21 protein-coding genes are annotated in these 19,517 nt (G+C 66.5%); 19 read left to right on the top strand and 2 right to left on the bottom strand.

What is annotated here, in order from left to right:
- The first annotated feature begins 211 nt into the window (after positions 1–211).
- The 5 genes from QMK30_RS23415 to QMK30_RS23395 all read left to right on the top strand — a co-directional run bounded on the left by QMK30_RS23415 (position 212) and on the right by QMK30_RS23395 (position 3,554).
- Complete coding sequence (locus QMK30_RS23415) at positions 212–514, top strand: WXG100 family type VII secretion target (protein WP_283520264.1); 303 nt, start codon at positions 212–214, stop codon at positions 512–514.
- An 85-nt stretch (positions 515–599) separates the two neighbouring features.
- On the top strand, positions 600–911 hold the full coding sequence (locus QMK30_RS23410; RefSeq protein WP_283520263.1) for a hypothetical protein: 312 nt from the start codon (positions 600–602) through the stop codon (positions 909–911).
- A 33-nt stretch (positions 912–944) separates the two neighbouring features.
- A complete protein-coding gene (locus QMK30_RS23405) occupies positions 945–2,276 on the top strand; it encodes a hypothetical protein (protein WP_283520262.1) in 1,332 nt (443 codons plus the stop codon).
- 11 nt (positions 2,277–2,287) lie between these two features.
- Positions 2,288–2,947, top strand: coding sequence for a hypothetical protein (locus QMK30_RS23400; RefSeq protein WP_283520261.1), 660 nt, complete (start codon positions 2,288–2,290; stop codon positions 2,945–2,947).
- Between the two features lie 7 nt (positions 2,948–2,954).
- Entirely contained in the window at positions 2,955–3,554 is a 600-nt protein-coding gene (locus QMK30_RS23395) for a hypothetical protein (RefSeq protein WP_283520260.1), read from the top strand.
- A 111-nt stretch (positions 3,555–3,665) separates the two neighbouring features.
- On the opposite strand, the gene QMK30_RS23390 is transcribed toward QMK30_RS23395, so the two are convergent.
- Positions 3,666–4,712, bottom strand: coding sequence for a hypothetical protein (locus tag QMK30_RS23390; protein ID WP_502963206.1), 1,047 nt, complete (start codon positions 4,710–4,712; stop codon positions 3,666–3,668).
- Positions 4,700–5,356, bottom strand: a complete 657-nt coding sequence (locus QMK30_RS23385; protein ID WP_283520258.1) for a hypothetical protein — start codon at positions 5,354–5,356, stop codon at positions 4,700–4,702. The genes QMK30_RS23390 and QMK30_RS23385 overlap by 13 nt, the downstream gene beginning before the upstream one ends.
- A gap of 312 nt (positions 5,357–5,668) precedes the next feature.
- On the opposite strand from QMK30_RS23385, the gene QMK30_RS23380 reads away from it, so the two are divergent.
- From QMK30_RS23380 to QMK30_RS23315, 14 genes are all read left to right on the top strand, one after another.
- Entirely contained in the window at positions 5,669–6,310 is a 642-nt protein-coding gene (locus tag QMK30_RS23380; RefSeq protein WP_283520257.1) for a hypothetical protein, read from the top strand.
- A 225-nt stretch (positions 6,311–6,535) separates the two neighbouring features.
- Positions 6,536–10,966, top strand: a complete 4,431-nt coding sequence (locus tag QMK30_RS23375; protein ID WP_283520256.1) for an RHS repeat-associated core domain-containing protein — start codon at positions 6,536–6,538, stop codon at positions 10,964–10,966.
- 2 nt (positions 10,967–10,968) lie between these two features.
- Complete coding sequence (locus QMK30_RS23370; protein ID WP_283520255.1) at positions 10,969–11,565, top strand: hypothetical protein; 597 nt, start codon at positions 10,969–10,971, stop codon at positions 11,563–11,565.
- Position 11,566: 1 nt separating this feature from the next.
- Entirely contained in the window at positions 11,567–12,178 is a 612-nt protein-coding gene (locus QMK30_RS23365; RefSeq protein ID WP_283520254.1) for a hypothetical protein, read from the top strand.
- A 117-nt stretch (positions 12,179–12,295) separates the two neighbouring features.
- Positions 12,296–12,604 (top strand): hypothetical protein, encoded by a 309-nt coding sequence (locus QMK30_RS23360; protein ID WP_283520253.1) that lies wholly within the window; start codon positions 12,296–12,298, stop codon positions 12,602–12,604.
- A 327-nt stretch (positions 12,605–12,931) separates the two neighbouring features.
- Positions 12,932–13,678: a hypothetical protein gene (locus tag QMK30_RS23355; protein ID WP_283520252.1), complete on the top strand. Its 747-nt coding sequence runs from the start codon at positions 12,932–12,934 to the stop codon at positions 13,676–13,678.
- A 50-nt stretch (positions 13,679–13,728) separates the two neighbouring features.
- Positions 13,729–14,568, top strand: coding sequence for a hypothetical protein (locus QMK30_RS23350; RefSeq protein WP_283520251.1), 840 nt, complete (start codon positions 13,729–13,731; stop codon positions 14,566–14,568).
- Positions 14,565–15,878 (top strand): TadA family conjugal transfer-associated ATPase, encoded by a 1,314-nt coding sequence (locus tag QMK30_RS23345; protein ID WP_283520250.1) that lies wholly within the window; start codon positions 14,565–14,567, stop codon positions 15,876–15,878. Before QMK30_RS23350 ends, QMK30_RS23345 begins: the two co-directional genes overlap by 4 nt.
- Before the next feature lie 7 nt (positions 15,879–15,885).
- Positions 15,886–16,827 (top strand): type II secretion system F family protein, encoded by a 942-nt coding sequence (locus tag QMK30_RS23340; RefSeq protein WP_502963205.1) that lies wholly within the window; start codon positions 15,886–15,888, stop codon positions 16,825–16,827.
- Positions 16,824–17,738 (top strand): type II secretion system F family protein, encoded by a 915-nt coding sequence (locus QMK30_RS23335; RefSeq protein WP_283520249.1) that lies wholly within the window; start codon positions 16,824–16,826, stop codon positions 17,736–17,738. Before QMK30_RS23340 ends, QMK30_RS23335 begins: the two co-directional genes overlap by 4 nt.
- A 49-nt stretch (positions 17,739–17,787) precedes the next feature.
- Positions 17,788–18,042, top strand: a complete 255-nt coding sequence (locus tag QMK30_RS23330) for a hypothetical protein (protein WP_283520248.1) — start codon at positions 17,788–17,790, stop codon at positions 18,040–18,042.
- Between the two features lie 79 nt (positions 18,043–18,121).
- Positions 18,122–18,568, top strand: coding sequence for a TadE family protein (locus QMK30_RS23325; protein ID WP_283520247.1), 447 nt, complete (start codon positions 18,122–18,124; stop codon positions 18,566–18,568).
- 28 nt (positions 18,569–18,596) lie between these two features.
- On the top strand, positions 18,597–19,022 hold the full coding sequence (locus QMK30_RS23320) for a TadE/TadG family type IV pilus assembly protein (RefSeq protein ID WP_283520283.1): 426 nt from the start codon (positions 18,597–18,599) through the stop codon (positions 19,020–19,022).
- Positions 19,019–19,486 carry a pilus assembly protein TadG-related protein gene (locus QMK30_RS23315; RefSeq protein ID WP_283520246.1) on the top strand — a complete coding sequence of 156 codons (468 nt, stop codon included), beginning with the start codon at positions 19,019–19,021 and terminating at the stop codon, positions 19,484–19,486. Before QMK30_RS23320 ends, QMK30_RS23315 begins: the two co-directional genes overlap by 4 nt.
- Positions 19,487–19,517 lie beyond the last annotated feature (31 nt).

Genomic DNA, 19,517 nt, shown 5'->3' with positions numbered 1-19,517 from the left:
GTGACAGTGACGATATCCGCTGCGCCCTTCCCGATGGCAACGGGTGGCGAAGCGCTGTGCAGGAGCTCACGACAGAGACTGCCCCGGTCGGGTGTGCTAGCAGAGGCCCCGCAGGTAGCCTCGTGCCCCAGGCGGACGGACGATCACACCATCTGCCTCATGGGAGCCACGGGGGTTGGCCCTGCGGCGCGTAAGAAAGCGAGTGAGCCTCATGGCCAAAGACGCCGATATCACTTATGAGGAGATGCGGAAGGCCGCGACTCAGGTCGACACGGCCAAGACGAAGATCGAAGAGAAGCTCACCAGCCTTGAGAAGTTCATCGAGGGTCTGGTGAAGAACGGCTACACCACGAGCAAGGGCTCGCAAGCCTTCGAGGACTCCTTCAAGGAGTTCACGAAGGGCGCGAAGGACACCATCGAGGGCCTCACCGGCATGGCTGACTTCCTCAAGAACGCGGCGAAGGCGTACGAGGACCTGGATGACGAGCTCGCCAAGGGCGTCAAGGGCAAGTAGGCGCCGGCTGACGCCCGGTGCGATGGATCTGCGTCCATCGCACCGGGCTTTTTCGTGTGACAGAGTGCGGAAGGGACTCGGTGGAGTGGGCGACCACACCAAAGCGGATTTGGAAGTGATCCGCAGCATGGGCAAGGGGCTTAACCATGTCAAGAAGGCGTTCGACGGACTCGACAAGCTCGGTGAAAAGCACGGGGACGACTTCGGCAACGATGATCTTGCGGACAAGTTCGAAGACTTCGCGGGCAATTGGGAGATCAGCCGCGAAAAGTTGACCAAGGAGGTCGAGGTGTTGGCCGGCATCGCCAAGGCCGCGGCCGAGGCCTATGAGGAGATCGACTCCCAGTTGGCCCAGGCGATTCGCGGAGCCCAAGATCCTAAGAAAAAGGGGAAGTAGCGTATGGCGGGACGCCCACGCGACTGGAGCCCAGTGGCAGACAGCGATCCCATCCCTGGTGATCCTGATCAGATGGCGGCTCTGGGCAAACAGTTGCGTAAGACTGCCGATGAACTGGAACGCCAGATCAAGAATCTCCGGGCCGTTGTCGACGTTGATGCCTGGGACAGCGATGCGGGGAAAGAGTTCCGCGAGAAATCGAAGGGCAGCGTCAAGAAGCTAGAGGCTGCCTTCAAGCGATACAACACCGCAGCCGGCGCGATCGGTTCGGAGGTTCAAGAGGTAGCGGGAAGCCACCAGGACAAGCTCCTTGCTCCGCCGAACAACTACGCGTCCGACTTGAACCGCGCTCAGGAGATGGCTGACGCGGCCCTCAAGGATGCTCAGGACGCAGATACGCGGAAGGGTGCGGCCGAGAAGAGCCTGGATGGCCTGTCCGGGAAGAAGGGGAACGAGGACAAGGAGGGGTTCGAGGACAAGAAGAAAGCGGCCACCGGAGAGATCGAGTCGGCCAAGGCGAAGATCGGTGAGGCGAAACGCATTCGCGATGACGCGGCGAAGCGTGCCCGCGAGTCCATTGACGACGTGATTTCCCACGATTCCCTCAAGGACGGCTTCTGGGACACTCTTGTCAAGTCGATCGCAGACGTCACACAGATGATCTCCACCTGGTGCGGGATCCTGTCACTCGTGGTCGGTTGGATTCCTGTCATCGGACAGGCACTTGCCGGAGTGTTGGGCGCCGTGGCCATGATCGCTACGTTGATAAATACGTTGGCTACACTTGTTCAGGTTCTCCAGGGAAACGCCGAATGGATGGATCTGGGAATGGCGGCACTCGGATTCGTGATGATGGGTGTCGGGAAGGCGTTCTCGAAGGTGGCCGGTAAGTTCGCAGACAAGGCGCTGAAGCGCATTGATCTTGCAAAGACCGCGAAGACATCGAGGCAAATCGGCAGAAATAATAAGAAGTTCAATCAAATCTCGGGTAAGAAGAATCGTCTCGATAGGACGGATGCCTGGAAATCTCTCAAGGAGCCGTTCACGGAACCGTTCTCGAAGGGTGCGTGGAGTAAGAACTTGCAGGCGCTCAGGCCTGGGAATGGGAATTACGACTCCGCGTGGAGTGCCACGGCAGCGCGGGGCGAAGGGAATGCGGCTGTAGGAGCCGGAAAATCCTTCTCCATGGTGGACGCCGGTGTCGCGTCCAAGCTCAAGGACATCAAGCTCGCGGCTCCGGAGATGGGTGACTTTCCGGCCGTCAACAAGATCTCGAGTACTGCTACAAAAATGTCGCTCTTCGGCGGTGGAGTTACGCTGGGGGGCTTGGCGTTGGACAGCAACCTCAACCCGCTCCTGGGCTGAAAGGGTCTGAAATGATCACACCGGAAGATGGCAACCCCCTCGTCGACGACTACGCCTGTCGTCTCGACTTCCAGTCCGGATGGGTGGACCTGACAATGCAAGAGGGCACCAGGGCGGAAGCTGAGTCGTTGGTGAAGAAGGCCGTGGCGCAGTTCAATCCTCTTAAAATGGTTGTGCAAGAGGCTTCCCTGGTGAAGGAATTGACGGACCGGGCCTTGGAGGCGTACGAGGACGGCCCTATTCTCGTAGCCGCATACTGCACCGAGGGAGGAGGGATCCTGGCCAGCCTTGAGGTCGACTCCTACGGGGAGCCCGGAGTTCCGCGCCCTTCTCCCGCCGAGGTCCAGCCGCAACTGCTTGAGTGGGCCAACGCCGAGGTCATCGGCGAACCCGAGGTGGCACACCCGGATCTCCGGGCCGGGCGGGCAGTTCGAGTTCAGTCGATGCTCAAGACCAAGCGAATGTTGGGATTCGGCCGACGCCTTACCGAGTTCATCAAGTACGCGGTTTTTCCCCCAGAGACCAGCAGTGTCATCGTGGCCACGGTCCGTTGGGAGGCGATCCAACGCTCAGAGGAACTCGCTTTGCTGACTGATGAGTTGGTGTCGTCGATGAGGCTGGTGCCGCTTGATGCCGGTGGAAAAGAAATCTCGACAGACCTATTGAAGTGATGGTGCGATGCGCCAAGCAAGTGAATTCGAGTCGCGACCGACGGACTATTCGCTCGTCGTTCCGGACGGCTGGTTCCAGCTCGCGCTGGCGCCCGATGTGCGGGACTCCGGCATCGTCGCCCTTGCCGATCAGCAGTTTCGCGGTGTGGACAATGCTCCGCACATCAAGAAGCAACTCATGCGGGACTTGCAGAAGAAGACGAAAGAAGCTTACAAAGCCGGCGGCGTCGAGCTCTATCTGTCGACGCTGACGATCGGCTCGTTGCCGCTTGCCTCGTCACTGCTGGTCAGTATTCCCTCGCCCGAAGAATTTCCGAGATGCTCCGACCCTCATGAGTTGGCGGAGCATCTCGACCACGACGTCGGCGACGTGAGGGTAGTGGAATTGGCTGTGGCCGGATGGGCCGTGCGCCAGCGGCTGCGGGAAGCCCCCGACCCTGCAGCCCAAATGGGAAATTCATTGCCGACCACTACGCTCACGTATTACTGCCCCATCCCAGCGAGCACCTACTGGCTGATGCTGAATTTCTCCACGCCGCTGGAGCCGTTGGCGGACCGGATGGTGGAGCTGTTCGACGTGGTGGCAGGGACGCTGCACTGGTCGTGACGGTGAGCGCCGGTCCCATGAGAGGCGGAGCCGGCCTCTGCGGGCCGTGGTGCGATCAGGGAGCGGGTGCTGTGTCACCCTATGGGGTCACGCTTTTCCTCCTGACTCATCTCAGCGATTGATCGTCTGGATCTCCTGAACCGTGACGGCCTGGTCGTTGCCGAAGGTGCCGTTGGGGAGCAGCGTCGCTCTGGGGCTTCCGGTTCCGGTCCAGCTGATTTCCCAGGTGACGGTCGCCTGGAGCTTGTATGTCCCATTCCCGGAGGACCGCAGATAGGTGATACCGCAGGGCGGTGTCTCCTGCGCCCGCCCCGTGGCGAAGGGCTCACCGATCGAGCCGCTCGCGTTGAACGTGCACTCGCCGGAAGCGGGGTGCAGCGCGGCGTCCTTCGTGCCGGGCTCCAACTTGAGGGAGACGGGCTCGGCCGTGGTCGTTGCTTGGAGGTTGAGGCCGTTGACGTTCAGCTGCGCGGTGACCTCGACCGGTTTGAACTTGCTTTCGTCGAGCCAGGCCCAGGTGGGCAGGTTCACCTTGGTGTTGGCCTCGGGTGCGAGATCGACCTTGGTGTCGGGCAGCCGCAGTCTGTTGTAGGCGAGTTCGGCGAGAACCTGTGGGGTGATGGCGTTGGGGACGTTGGGAGCCACACCGGTGACGGTCCAGAAGGGCATCTCGTTGCAGATTTGTGCGGCAGGTTCCAGCCACCGGTCTTCGTCACGGATGGCCACCCACCAGCTACCCTCGTCGGCCTTGTCGAGGTTGTAGTTCTTGTACTTCTTCTCCTTGTAGTCGGCTCTGAACATGCCGACGGCACTCTTGGCATAGCTGTGCTGCCCCGGAGTATTGATGGTGGACGTGTACATGCCTTCCACGTACTCCGCGAACTGCTTGGCAGACCGCGGCTCATACCAGCAGGCGGGCGGCTTCCAGTTACCGGCCGGAGTTACGTTGCCGGGTTTTCCGGAACCGCCCTGCGTGGAGCCGGTGTAGCTGATCAGGGAGGTGAGGGTGCCGTTCTGCTCGCTGCCGCTCGTCTTGGCGCCGCCATTGGACTTGTCAGGCTCGCCCCACCCCGCCGAGGCGGTCCCGGTCGTCAGGGCGCACATTCCAGCAGCAAGCGCGATGATCAAGAGGCCGCGGCTGGGCTTCAAGACGTGCACTTCTGGTTGCCCCTCTCCGAGTCGAGCTTGGTGGTCTGCCAGACACCCCCGTCGCTCTTCTCAAGATGGGCGCTGTAGAGGACGTACGAATCCTTGCTCGCGGGGCTCTTCTCGACCTTGCTCGTTGTCCTGTCCTTGTTGAACGCCTTGGTTTCGTCGGCGCAATACACAAGCGCGGCCGATTTCTCATCGAAGAGAGTGAGATCGGGCGAGAAGTAGCGAACAGTTCCGGTGAATGTCTTTCCGGAATCGACGATCGACTTGACCCAGTCCTGACTACCGACGAGAGCATCTCCCTGCTGGTAGAAGGTGAGCGGTGCTGCCTCGGGATCACCCTTGGCCACGGCGTAGGTGACGGCGGACTGGGCGTGGCCGGCGTCCACCAAAATTGCGTTCCTTTTCTCGTCGCCCAGTTTCCAGCTCTCGAAGGACTCTTCGATGTCCTTCGGGAGAGTGAGGTCAGGCCGCCCGGCGGCGCTCTCCGCGCTCGTGCTGGGCGATTCCTTCTTCTTCGTGTCGCCGGTGTCGGCGCCCACGATCTTGTCGTTGGCCTCGGGCTCCTCGTCCCCGCCGCCACAGGCCGTCAGCAAGAGGGCTGCGGTGGCAGCGAACGCGATGGCGGCGGGCAAAGTGCGGCGATTCACGGGCGACTCCTGGTCGGGGCAATGGCTCAGGTAAGAAGAACGACGGTATCCGTGGGGCGTGTGGTTCGCCAGGGAGAACCTGCCCGGCCAGGTGGGCGATCGGGGGTGAAATCGGGCAGGGTGAGTGTGGCCCCGGACACTTCGAAGCGGCCGGGCCGGGGCGTGGGCTTCTGCGCGTCGCTGTTCGCGGTGGCCTCCGCGGGCGGCGCCGCCGGTACGTTCGTCGCCGGGTCGCTGGCGAAGCGGGAGGGGCCCGGGGGCGAGTGGCCGCACTCTCGTAGGCTTGCGGCAACCGAGGAGGGGACGGGGATCATGGCTCGCTACACGGACGCGCTTACCATCGAGCGCGGGGGATTTCAGATCAAGGTGCCGGATTCCTGGTGGGAGTTCGACGTACGTCCCGAGTCCCGGGACAGCAGCATCCGGCAGATGGTCAACGACCGGGTGCGGGCACGGCCGGAGCTGGCTCAGTACCGGGACGAATTCACCGCCTTCCTGAAGAAGTCGGCGCAGGAGGCCTGGCAGTCCGGGGCGATGTACTGCGGGTGCATGGCGGAGAGCTTCGGTGGCGATACGCCGGTCACCGGCTCGGTGACCGTGTCGCTGGTCGGGGCGCGCACGCAGACCGGGGAGCTGCTGCCGACCGCACCGGAGGCGATCGTCGCCCAGCTCGCAGTGCGGGAGGCGAAGCGCGAGGGCGATACCTTCCGCAAGGTGACGACGGTGGACATTCCCGGAGTCGGGTCGGCGGCGCGGGCGTACGGCATTGAGGACATCGAGGTTCCCGGGGACACCCGGAAGATCCGCGTCGTACTGATGCAGACGTTCATTCCGGTGCCGGGCGAGGAAGGCAAGGTCGCCCTGGTGGCGGGCAGCAGCCAGGTGCTCGATCTGGCGGACTCGTTCTTCGACATCTTCGACGCGATCACGTCGACCTTCCGGTTCACGGAGTAGACGACCTTCCGCTTCACGGAGTAGCACCCTTCACGTGTCAGGCTCGAACCTAGTAACTTCGCTCGTGCGTACGGTTGCTGGTGATACGGGCGTGACGGGGGATGTGGGATGGCGGGGTATCGGCCGGGCGATTGGCATGTGTTGGATCTGGAGAAGGATCCGACGCCGGGTGATCCGCCGCGGGTGAAGTCCCTGTCGCGGGAGTTGCAGGATTTTGCTGATGATGTGTCGGATGCGTTGCGGCTGGTCAAGGGGATGGCCAGTGAGGAAGCGGTCCTGAAGTGGGCGGGGAAGTCGGCCAAGGCGTTCCAGGATGAGTTCGAGGATGTTCCCAAGCATCTGAAGAAACTGGAGAAGTCCTACGGGATGGCCGGGGACGCGTTGGCGGCGTACTGGCCGAAGCTGGAGCGGGCGCAGGCGTTGGCGGACAAGGCTCTGGTGAACGGGCGTGCGGCGCAGGCCGACTTGAAGTCGGCTGCTTCCCGGTTGTCGGACGCTGATTCTTGGGTGGGGCGGGCCACCAGGGAGTCGGACGACTTTCAGAAGGACAAGGAGAAGAAGGACGCGCCGGCGCCTGATGAGGACAAGGTGCGGGCGGCGACGCGTAACGCGCGGTCGGCGAAGGACGCGCAGGGTGCGGCGAAGTCGGATGTGTCGTCGGCGAACAGTGCGTTGGACGCGGCGAAGAAGATGGCCGCCGACGCCCGCAAGATGCGCGAGGACGCGGCGCGGGAGGCGAAGGACAAGCTCGACGAGGCGTCGGATGCGGGGATTCAGAACCGGAAGTGGTGGGAGGAGGTCGGGGACTGGGTCACCGACAACTGGGACACCATCGTCGCCGTCTGCAAGGTCGTCGTCGCGGTCCTTGGCATCGTCGCGATGATCATCGGCGGGCCGATCGCGCTGATCGTCCTCGCCGCGGCTCTGATCGTGCTGGCGGACACCCTCAACAAGTACGCCAAGGGTGAAGCGTCGTTGTGGGACGTGGCATTTGCCGCGCTGGACTGCATACCTGGCATGAAGGGGCTGACCACCCTCGGCGGACTCGCCAAGGGCATGAAGGCCCTCGGCAAAACCGGCCTCAAAGGCATGGCGCTGGGCGCCAAGGGTCTGGGCAAGGGGGCGCGCGCGGGCGCCCGACAGATGAAGAAGCTCTTCACCTGTGGCGACCCCGTCGATATGGCCACCGGCGAGATGGTCATGTCCGCCACCGACGTCGAACTGGCCGGGCAGCTGCCCCTCATCCTTGAGCGCAACCACCGCACCGGCGTCCGAAGCGGCCGTCTGCTCGGCCCGAGCTGGGTCTCCACCCTCGATCAGCGGCTGACGCTGTCCGCCACGGGCGTGCTGTTCACGACCGATGACGGCATGGTCCTGAACTATCCCGTTCCCGAGGCCGACATGGCCGTACTGCCGGTCGAAGGCCCGCACTGGCCGCTCAGCTGGGACGGCGTCCCGGGCGGCGAACTCACGGTGCACCAGCCCGAGTCCGGACACACGCTCCACTTCCGGCCGCTGCCCGACCGGTCACAGGGCGCCCTGTGCCTCGCGGCGGTCAGCGACCGCAACGACAACACGATCACCGTGCTCTACGGTGCCGACGGCATGCCCGACGAGGTTGCGCACCATGGTGGCTACCGCATCGGCATCACCTGCGAGAGCGGCCGCATCGCCGAGCTGACCCTGCGCAGCCACCCCGAGCAGCCCACCCTGATGCGCTATGGCTACGACGCATCCGGCAACCTGGCGCGGATCTACAACTCTTCCGATCAGCCTCAGCGTCTCTTCTACGACGAGTGGCACCGCATCACGGGATGGGAGGACCGGAACGGCACCTGGTACCGGTATACGTACGACGCCGTCGACCGTTGTGTGGCGACCCATGGTGTCGACGGCATCCTCGACTACACCTTCGAGTACGACGACCGGGCGTTCGCCACCACTGCCGTCAACTCGCTCGGGCACAGGACCCGTTATCAGTTCAACGACTCCTACCAGCTCATCGCCGAGACTGATCCGCTCGGTCACACGCTCCTTCAGGAATGGGACCGGAGAGACCTTCTGCTGTCCCGCACCGATCAGCTGGGCTACACCGTGCGCATGGAGCGGGACGAGCGGGGCAACCTGACGGTCGTCCATCTGCCGGACGGAACCACGACCTCGGCCCGCTTCAACGGCCTGAACCTGCCGGTGGAGGAGACGGGCCAGGACGGCGCTGTCTGGCGACAGGAGTGGGACGAGCGGGGCAACTGCGTGGCGGTGACGGCGCCGGACGGGGCCACCACTCTCTTCACCCGCGACAGGACCGGTGCGGTGAGCGCCGTGCTGGACCCGACGGGGGCGGCACAGCATTTCACCAACAACCGGGCGGGACTGCCGGTCCTGGAGGCAGATCCGCTCGGTGCGGAGACTCGTTACGATCACGACCCCTTCGGTCGGATCGTCGCGGTCGTCGACGCCCTGGGTGCCGTGACACAGCTGTCCTGGACAGTCGAGGGGCACCTCGCGACCCGGACCGACCCGGACGGTTCGACCGAGGCGTGGACGTACGACGGTGAGGACAATCGCCTCACCCACACCGATGCCCTGGGGCGGGTTACCCGCTTCACGTACACCCACTTCGGCCTGCCAGACGTTCGTACGAACCCGGACGGTGTCCGTTTCGCCTTCACCCACGACACCGAGCTCCGCCTCATCCAGGTGGCCAACCCCCGGGGGCTCACTTGGGACTACGCACTCGACGCCGCAGGCAATCTGATCTCCGAGACCGACTTCGACGGCCGAACACTCGGCTATACGCACGACGCTGTCGGTCGCCTTCTCAGCCGCACCAACCCTGTTGGGCAACGTATGACGTTCGCCTATGACTGCGTCGGTAACCCGATCGAGAAGACCGTGGACGGCACGGCGACCACTTATGTGAACGACCCGGTCGGCCGCCTTCTTCAGGCAGTCGGCCCGGACGTCACCCTCACCTACGGGTACGACCAATTCGGCCGCCCGGTCCGCGAGGTTGTTGACGATCGCGCACTCACCACGGCCTACGACGTCCTGGGGCGGCCCACCCTTCGCACCACGCCCACCGGGGCCACCACCACGTACACCTACGACGCCGTGGGCAACCGCACCACGCTCACGGCGGCCGGGCGCACCTTCGCATCCGAATTCGACGCACTGGGCCGCGAGACCTCACGCAGTCTCGGTGGCAACGGCCTCACCCTGACGCACGCCTGGGACAGCGTCGACCGCCTCACCGGCCAGACGCTGACTGCCCGTCCCAGCTCCGCTCCACTGAGGGAGCGTTCCTACACCTATCGCGCAGACGGCAACCTGGCCGCGATGGACGACCGGACCGCCGGCCGCCGCTCCTTTGACCTGGACACGGCGGGCCACGTCACAGCCGTGCGCGCCGCGGACTGGACCGAGTCTTACGCGTACGACGAATCAGGCAACCAGACGCAGGCTGCCTGGCCGGACCGCCAACCGGGCACCGAGGCCCGAGGGGACCGCTCGTACACGGGCAACCGCGTCACTCGCGCCGGCTCGGTTCACTACGAGTACGACGCCGCCGGCCGCGTCGTACTGCGCCGCAGGACGCGACTGTCCCGCAAGCCGGACATCTGGCGCTACACCTGGGACGGTGAGGACCGTCTCACGGCCGTCACCACGCCGGACGGCAGCCGCTGGCGCTATCTGTACGACCCTCTCGGGCGCCGCACTGCTAAGCAGCGCCTGGCCCCCGGCGGGGACAGTGTCGCAGAGGAGACCTGCTTCGCGTGGGATGGCTCCCACCTGACGGAGCAGACGACCCGCACCACCGGAAACGCCGAGGAGATCACCCTCACCTGGGACCGCGACGGCATGCGCCCGGTGGCTCAGACGGAGCGCAGGACTCTGCTGGACGCGCACCAACACGTCATCGACCAGAGCTTCTTCGCCATCGTCACGGACCTGGTCGGCACCCCCACGGAACTTGTCTCCGAAGCGGGTGACGTGGCCTGGTCCAGCCGCGCCACGCTCTGGGGCGTGACCGCCTGGGACGAGGGCGCTGCCACGTACACGCCCCTGCGCTTCCCCGGCCAGTACTTCGACCCCGAGACCCAGCTCCACTACAACTACTTCCGGCACTACGATCCGACCACAGGCCTCTACATCAGCCCCGACCCACTGGGAATGAGTGCCGGGCCGAATCCCCGTGCGTACGTCCTCAACCCCCTTGCCTGGGTCGACTATTTGGGTCTGCTGACGTGTCGGCAGAACGCCCGAAGGTTGCGTAGGAATTTGAGGCGGGAAGGCCGCGGACCGGCCCGTGGGCAAGCAGCGGCGCATATCGTTCCGTCGGGCGGTAATACAGGCCATTGGGCGCCGGGAGCCAATAGTCGCGCTTTGTTGGACAGGTATGGTGTCAATATCAATGATGCGGCGAACGGGATCCCGCTGGGGCATCCGAGCCCTCATAACTTCACCCACCGTCGGGACTTCCTGCAGCGCGTCGACAACCATCTTCAGCAGGTGGCGGCCGACAGGGCGGCGGACGGTTTCGGCAACCGTGCGATCCGTACCGAGCTGCGCCGTGAGTTGCGAAGCATCGGACGGCAGGTCGCAGACGAACTCTCGGGAGGTACTCCCGGGCCTGGCGCGATATGGACGGCGTAGCGATGACTGACGATTCCCGATCGCCTCTCACAGTGCACCGACTGATGCCGGGTACCGGAGAATGTCGAACCCTGACGCTTGAAATGAGCCATCACATTGAACTCTCCCGATGGGAGCGCAGCGGCTCTCCGGCGGACCTTCCCGCAGCGATCGGTACGCGATGGGCCGGTGACCCGCGATGGCGCGCGTCCGAATTCCCCGCCGGCAATAGGGGATCCCCCATTCTCAGTCGCCGCGTCGCCGAGCTCCTGAAGGACGACCTCTCGCTCGCGGGGACCTTCCTCCCGGTGCTCATCGACGGCTCGGACACCGGGGAGTACGTGCTCTACCTCGTGGAGAGCGTGGTCGATTGCCTTGATACGCGGAGATCGGCGAAGCCGAAGCGATCAGGGGACCCGCTGAAGAAGGCGGTCTTTCGCCCGGATGCCGTGCCTGTCGAGCTGCCGGCCTTTCGGGTGCCCGAAAGTCGCCGCGCCGCTTATTGGAATGGCTGGGCAGTGGACCGGCTGGCCCAGCTCCTGGGCGATGACCTCAACACGCGCCTGGCGTGGTCGGACGACCCGACCCTCACCCCTCACCCCGACCCATGGGGTTTCTGACATGGCCTCCCAACCATTCCAGAACCACATGCGAGACGGGTCGGAGCGGATCCTGGCGAGATTCCCCGAAGAGCTCAAGCCCGAGATCTACGCGGTCTCGCTCCGGATCTGGCGCATCGACGACGACGCGCGCCGCCCCTATGTGGCCATCGGCTACAACACCGAGAGCCAGTTCCGCCGGGAGTTGGGGCGTCGGAGCAACTCGGATCCGGGAGAGATCCGCTGGAACTATGCCTTCTGGCTGCTGGACGGGTTCGAGACCCTCGGCCACGTACCCGAGGACCCGGTCGGCAGCGCCCTGTACTGGGAAGAAGTGAAAGCGCGCGGGCTCTGGTACGAGGGCGGCGGGGAGGAGGATGATCTTCCCGGCGACGTACAGGACGAGCGGGACGCCAAGGACGACTCGCTCGGCGTGCACTTCGCCGACGCCTGCATCGACCTGGCACGCCACCTGCACTCCAGTGGCCGGCTCGCGGAGATCCTTGGGCGGCCGGTGCCGATCGTGGTTTTCGACATGGACTGCCCCGGATGGGAAGTGGAGGCCACTGAGGCGGCGAATCCGCCTGAGGTGGTGGCCGACTATCTGGCGTACTTCGCGGAGGAGACGGCGTGACGTGGGCGGGGGCGGGTGAGTCGTCGGTTGCGAACTCCGCGGCGCGCCAGCCGATGTTGAGCGTCACTTCGGCTTGCGAGGATCAACCACAAGGGCGTCCAGACGGCCGCGACGACGGTGGCGACCCCGGTGGCGCTGATGGTCGAGGCCGGTACCGCGGACGCGGATCCGCGGTCCTGCACGTACGACCTGGTGAAGGCCGAGGGCGGCTACCGGGTCGACAGTGAGGGCGCGGGGTGCAATGTCACCTACCGCAGGTCGTCCGGGGGCGGTTCGTACCCCTTCAAGGCGTCGCTCACCTGGGAGGTGACCTGGACCGAATCGGCCGATCCCGACGGTCCGGTCCAGCAGCCCGGTCTGCCGGGCGGCCTGTCGACGTACGAACAGGACGTGACGGTCAAGGAGACCCAGGCCGTCAACCGTTGAAGCGGTGGAGCGGCGCTGGGGAGTGGCCGAGAGTGATTGCTCCCCCGCGCGGTCGGTCGGGGAGCGTCCATCTGTAGGGGTTCTGTGTGGAAAGGCCGCCCGCCTCTGCCCGATGGGTTGTTGGCCCGCTCACATAGAAGGTGATTCATGCCCATACGCGGGTTGTGGTGTGAGCGATTCAAGATCATTCGAGTGCTTTGAGGGGCTAATGTGTTGCTGATACGGTGCGTTGACTTGACGGTCGTCCGCGCTGTGTCCATTGCGCGCGTGTGCAGACCGAATGTGCGGTAAGTGCCTCAATTCAGGCCAGTATGTGCGGGGAGTGGCGTGAAGATTCAGGAGCGTGCCGGGGTGGGGAACAACAGGGTTTCCGCACCCGCCGGACCGGTTGGCGAACGACTGCCGTCGGCTCCTCGCGAACGCAAACCGGCGTTGGCCGCCCTCGCCGTGCTGCTCATCCTCATCGGCGCGCTCGGCGCGACGGTGCTGGTGCTGCGCGCGGGCGAGCGGGTGGAGGTGGTGAAGCTCACGGGCGACGTCTCCGCGGGCCAGCCCATCGACCGGAAGGCGACCAGCACGGTTCTGGTCGCCGAGGACGAGGCGTTGCAGTACGTGAAGGCCGATCAGCTCGACACGGTGACAAAGAACAAGCTGGTCGCCAGGGTTGATCTCGTCCAGGGCACGGTGCTGATCGGTCCGATGCTCACGGACAGGAAGGGCCTCCCCGCCGGCAAGTCCACCGTCGGACTCGCCCTCAAGGCCGGCCAGTACCCGTCGGGCCAGGACCTCCTCAAGAACGGCTCCACCGTCTCCATCTACCGGGTCGGTGCCAAGACCTCCGGTGGCAGCTCCGCCGGCTCGGCGGGCTCGACCGGCGGTGCGGGCAGTAACTCGCTGCTCGTGCATAGCGCCAAGGTCCAGGACGTCGCCAGTGGCTCGGGCGACGAGTTGGTCAGCTCCAGCTCCCTGCCCGTCTCGGTGATCGTCGACCAGGCCGACGCCGCCAAGGTCGCCGAAGCCGCCGCGGCCGGTGAGGTCGCGCTTGTCCTCGTACCGGCTTCGGCCGACAACTGAGTCCGTGCGCTCCGGCATATCAGAACAGTCAGGGACGTAGGTAGGCATACATGGCGCTCATCGCAATCGCCGCTGACAAGGGATCTCCCGGCGTCACCACCACAGCCGTCGCGCTCGCCGCCGTCTGGCCGCGCAGGGTGCTGCTCGCCGAGACCGACCCCTCCGGCGGTGACCTCGTCTACCGCAGCTCCGCCGCGCACGGCGGCCCGCTCGACCCCAACACGGGGATGCTGTCCATCGCCGCGACCGCGCGCCGCGGTCTCGCCGCCGAGCAGCTGTGGGACCACGCGCAGCCCATGTCCGGCGGACTCGACGTGCTGGTCGGGCTCGGGTCCTCCGAGCACGCGGCCGGGCTCGCAGGGCAGTGGCCGATGCTCGGACACTCCTTCGCCGCGCTCGCCGACTCCCCGTACGGCGCCGCCGATGTCATCGCCGACTGCGGCCGCATCGGCGCGGACTCCCCGACCATCGATCTGCTGCCGCACGCCGGCCTGGTGCTGCTCGTCGCCCGTACGGAGCCGGAGAACCTGGCCCGCGTACGGGACAGGGCCGGTGCACTCGCCGCCCGGCTGCACGGGGCGCAGCGCGGGCCCGCGACTCTCGCCCGTACGCTCATCGGCATCGTCCTCGTCGCCGACCCCGGCAGCTCCGCGAAGCTCGCCAACCAGGTCAACGACATGCTCGTGGGCTCCCAGACCGGTGCGCGTGTGGTCGGCTCGATCGCCCACGACCCGGCAGGCGCCGAGCAGTTGGCCGGACGCAAGCGCGGCAGGCTCGACAAGTCGCTGCTGATCCGCTCGGCGCGCAAGGTCGTCGGGGACATCAACCAGCAGTTCGGCGCGGCCTGGACCGCGCCGGCCGCCGGAGCGACAGGGACGGTCGGCCGTTGAGTGCCGGCGTCGTCGACCACCAGCTGGTCAAACGCTTCCGGCAGGACGCGGGCGACCGTATCGCCGAACAGCGCCGCATCGACCAGGTGTCGGGTGTGTCCCCGATGTCGGGCGAGGACGAGCGGCAGTACGCCCGTGCCGTCATAGCCCAGATCCTGGAGGACTACGCGCGGGCCGAGGTCAACGCCGGGCGTACGCCGCTCGACGCGGAGACCGAGGAGCAGTACGCGGCCGCCGTGCACGCCGCGCTCTTCGGCGTGGGCCGCCTCCAGCCGCTCCTCGACGACTCCCAGGTCGAGAACATCGACATCAACGGCTGCGACCAGGTCTTCATCGGTTACGCCGACGGGCGCGAGGCACCGGGCGATCCGGTCGCCGAGACCGACGAGGAGCTGGTCGAGCTCATCCAGGTCCTTGGCGCGTACTCGGGTCTGTCCTCGCGCCCCTTCGACTCCGCCAACCCGCAGCTCGACCTGCGGCTTCCGGACGGATCGCGTCTGTCCGCGGTCATGGACGTCACGCGCCGCCCGGCGCTGTCCATCCGACGTGCCCGCATGGGCAAGGTCTTCATGTCGGACATGGTCGGCAACCAGACGCTCACCCCTGAGCTGGGACACTTCCTGGCCTGTGCGGTCCGGGCGCGCAAGAACATCATGATCGCGGGGGCCACCAACGCGGGCAAGACGACGCTGCTGCGGGCCCTGGCCAACGAGATCCCGCCGCAGGAACGCCTCATCACCGTGGAGCGGGCGCTGGAGCTCGGCCTCGACCAGTTCCCCGAACTGCACCCCAACGTCGTGGCGTTCGAGGAGCGGCTGCCCAACTCGGAGGGGCACGGCGCGATCGCCATGGCGGAGCTGGTGCGCCGGTCGCTGCGTATGAACCCCTCGCGGGTCATCGTCGGTGAGGTGCTCGGCGACGAGATCGTCACCATGCTCAACGCCATGTCGCAGGGCAACGACGGCTCGCTGTCGACGATCCACGCGAACAGCTCCAGCGAGGTCTTCAACCGTATTTCCACGTACGCGCTGCAGGCCGCCGAGCGGCTGCCCATCGAGGCCAGCCAGATGCTGGTGGCCGGCGCGGTCAACTTCGTCGTCTTCGTGGAGCGGCGCAACGACTACGAGCGGGGCGGCAAGCTGAACCGTGTCGTCACCTCGGTGCGCGAGGTCAACGGCGTGGACGGGCGTGTCCTGTCCAGCGAGATCTTCAAGGAGACGCCCGACGGGCGGGTCGTGGCCCACGCGCCCATCTCCTGCGTCGACGAACTGAGCGCCTACGGCTACCGGCCGTCCGGGACCTGGGGGTGAACGCTCGATGGAGCGACTGACCGGCATGGGCGGCATCTTCTCGCTGCCCGTCCTCTACATGCTGCTGTGCGGCATCGCCGTGGGCGGTGGACTCGCGCTGCTGATCACCGCGATCCGCGGGCTGCCCGTGAAGCCCGCGCACGAGAAGGAGAAGGCGGGTGAACGCCTCCGTGAACTCGCCGCGTTCGCCGGCCGGCGCGGCTCGCTCGCCGTCGGTGTCGGCATGGCCGTCCTCCTCGTCACCCGCTGGACGGTGGCGGGCGTCGCCGCGGGCATCCTCGTCTTCTTCTGGGACCGCCTCTTCGGCGGCGCCGGCGAGGAGCGCGTCGCGATGCGCCGCGTCGAGGCACTGGCCGCCTGGACCGAATCGCTGCGCGACACGATCGCGGGCGCGGTCGGCCTGGAGCAGGCCATCCCCGCCGCGGCCCGCGCCGCGGCCCCCGCGCTGCGTCCGCACCTGGAGGCGATGGTCGACCGGCTGCGCGCGCGTACGCCGCTGCCCGACGCGCTCCAGCAGCTCGCCGACGACCTCGACGACGCCTCGGCCGACATCATCGTCGCCGCCCTCATCCTCAACTCGCGGCTGCGCGGGCCCGGTCTGCGCGAAGTGCTCGGCGCGCTCGCGAAGTCGGCCCGCGAGGAGGTCGACATGCGCCAGCGCGTGATGGCCCAGCGCTCCAGCACCCGGCGCAGCGTCCAGATCGTGGTGGCCGTCAGCGTCTCCTTCGTGCTCGGCCTGGCCGTCTTCAACCGTGAGTTCGTCGAGCCGTACGGAACGGCCGTCGGCCAGCTCGTGCTCGCCTGCGTCTGTGGGCTGTTCGCCCTCGGGTTCTGGTGGCTGCGCAAGCTGTCCCGGATCGACACCCCGGCACGTTTTCTGGTCCGCGATGAACCGTCCGTGCAATTCGTACGTCCTCGGGGAGAGGCGGAGGAGGTGGTCATGCGATGACGACGACACTGGTGCTCGGGGCGATCCTCGGGCTTGGTATTTACGCACTCGTACGGGCCCTCATGCCGTCCAGGCAGGGCGCGCTCTCACGGGTCGCGCAGATCGACGCGCTGCGCGCCCGGGGCGCGCACGCGGGGCGTGCGGCGGTCCAGCGGGACACCGGGCGGTTCGCGTCTTCGCGCTCCCGGCTCGGGGAGCGCATCAGCGACTTCTACCGGCAGCAGGGCTGGGAACAGCGGTCCCTGCGCGCCGACCTGAACGTCCTGGAGCGCGGCTGGGAGAAGTTCCTGGCGACCAAGGTGCTGCTGGGTGTGGCGGGTCTCTTCTTCGGCCCGCTGCTCTTCGCGGTCGGCTGGGCCATCGGGTTCGGCAGCAGCCCGATGATCCCGGTCTGGCTGGCGCTGCTCTGCGGCATCGGATTCTTCATGCTGCCCGACCTCGAGGTCCGCAGGGACGCCGCCGACAAGCGGCGTGACCTGCGGCGCGTGATCGGTGCGTATCTGGACCTGGTCGCGATGAACCTCGCGGGCGGCCGAGGCCTGCCCGAGGCACTGATGGCGGCGGCCGACGTGAGCGACGGCTGGGCGTTGCGCCGTATCCGCGGAACACTCGCGGACGCGCGGATCACCGGCGTGAGCCAGTGGCAGGCGCTGGGCAGCCTCGGCGAGGAGTTGGGCATCGACGAGCTCAAGGACCTGTCGGCTTCACTCGCGCTGGTCGCGGACGACGGCGCGAAGGTACGGGAGTCACTGGCGTCCAGGGCCGAGACGATGCGCCACCGGGAGATGGCGGAGATCGAGGGCAGCGCGGGCGAGAAGTCGCAGTCGATGCTGGTGGCTCAGCTGTTGCTCTGTGCGGGCTTTCTCGTTTTCCTGATCTACCCGGCCGCGATGCGCGTCTTCCAAGTCTGAACCCGTGCCACTTTTCCCTGTTCCCACTATCAGAGAGGAACTGCCTCCCATGAACTTCAAGAACGGCTTCTCCTTCAGCCACCCGGCGGTCGACTTCCTGGTCACTTTCCTGCAGGCCCGAGTGGAGCGCGCACGCTCCGAGGACACCGACCGCGGCGCCTCCGCCGTGGAATGGGTGATCATCTCGGCGGTCGTGGTCGCGATCGTCGGTGTGGTCGCGGCGATCATCAACACGGCGCTGGAGGGCGGCGCGAACAAGGTCGGCGACTGCATCGCCGGCGCCGATCAGTCCGGCACCTGCTGAGCGGACGTACGACAGTCGCCGGCAGATCACGTACCGGCAGATCACGTACCGGCAGATCACGTAGATGAGGAACAACGGCATGGGCACGCGGGCACGGAGGTTCGTACGCCGCAGGGTGCAGGCAGCTCGCACCCGCGGTGACTCCGGCATGACCGCGATCGAGTTCGTCCTGCTCACGCCGGTCCTCTTCTTCATGATCTTCGCGACGGTGCAGTTCGCGCTCTACTCCTTCGCCGACCACGTCGCCCAGGCCGCCGCGCAGGCGGGCGCCCGTGAGGCGCGTGCGGAGGCGGACGAGAATCCGGGCGGCTGGGAGGGCAAGGCGCGGGGTGTCGCGGACAGCTACATCCGGCAACTGGGCCCGCAGTTGGTGCTCGGCCCGGAGATCACGATGCTGCAGCCGGAGCAGAACACGGTCGGGGTGGAGGTCACCGGGAGGGTGCCGTCCGTCTTTCCCGGACTGGACCTGACGGTGCACGCGCAGTCGATGGGACCGGTGGAACGGTTCGTCGAGGAAGGTGGCTGACGTGTGGGTTCACCGCGTACGCGACCGGTTGCGTGACCGCCTGTGTGCGGCGTCCTCCCACGAGTCCGACCGTGGCCTGTCCACCGTCGAGGTCGTGATCCTCGCCCCGGTGATGATCCTCTTCATCCTGGTCCTGGTGGGCTTCGGCCAGCTCGTCGAGGGGCGCGGCGCGATCGACAGCGCCGCGCGCGACGCGGCGCGGGCCGGCTCGATCCAGAAGGACAGAGGGACGGCGATGTCGGAGGCGAAGAGGGCCGCGTCGGCGAACCTGACGGATGTCTGCTCGGGCCCCGTGACGGTGACACAGACGAGCGATGGCTTCGAGCCCGGTGGCTTCTTCACCGTCGAGGTCAGCTGCACGGTCCGCGGCCTGAAGATGCTGGGCCTGGACCTCCCCACGGAGTTGACCGGCCGCTCGACGTCCCCGCTCGACCCGTACAGGAGGGCGGCATGAGGCCCATACGTACGCTCGTCGGGTGGGCGGAGTCGCGCCGCGCGCACATGGACGACAGTGGCTCGGGCGCCGCGGCCGTCATCATCTTCGCGTTCGTGTTCCTGGCCCTGGCCGCGTTCGTCATCGACGGCGGCCTGTCCATCTCGCAGCGCGAGCGCGCGGCGGACATAGCGGAGCAGGCGGCGCGGTTCGCCGCGCAGGACGTCGACAGGGAAGCGCTGTACGTCGGTGAGGGCGGGGCCGCGCCCATCAACTTCCAGAACTGCGACGCGCGGGTGAGTGAATTCGCCCAGGAACTGGGCCTGTCGGGCCCGGACATCGCGGCGTCGGGCTGCACCGCGGCGAGCGCGCAGCAGGTCGAGGTCGAGATCTCGCTGACCTACAACCCGATCCTCACCGGCATGTTCTACAAGTCGGCGCTGACAGTGAGCGGAAGAGCGACCGCCGAGTCCGTCGCGGGCTGACCGACCGGCATCAGCTCCGCTTGCCCATCAG

Origin of the sequence: Streptomyces sp. H27-C3 (genome assembly GCF_030063415.1) — a bacterium.
GTDB lineage: Bacteria > Actinomycetota > Actinomycetes > Streptomycetales > Streptomycetaceae > Streptomyces.
This window is presented reverse-complemented; position numbering and strand designations above follow the sequence as displayed.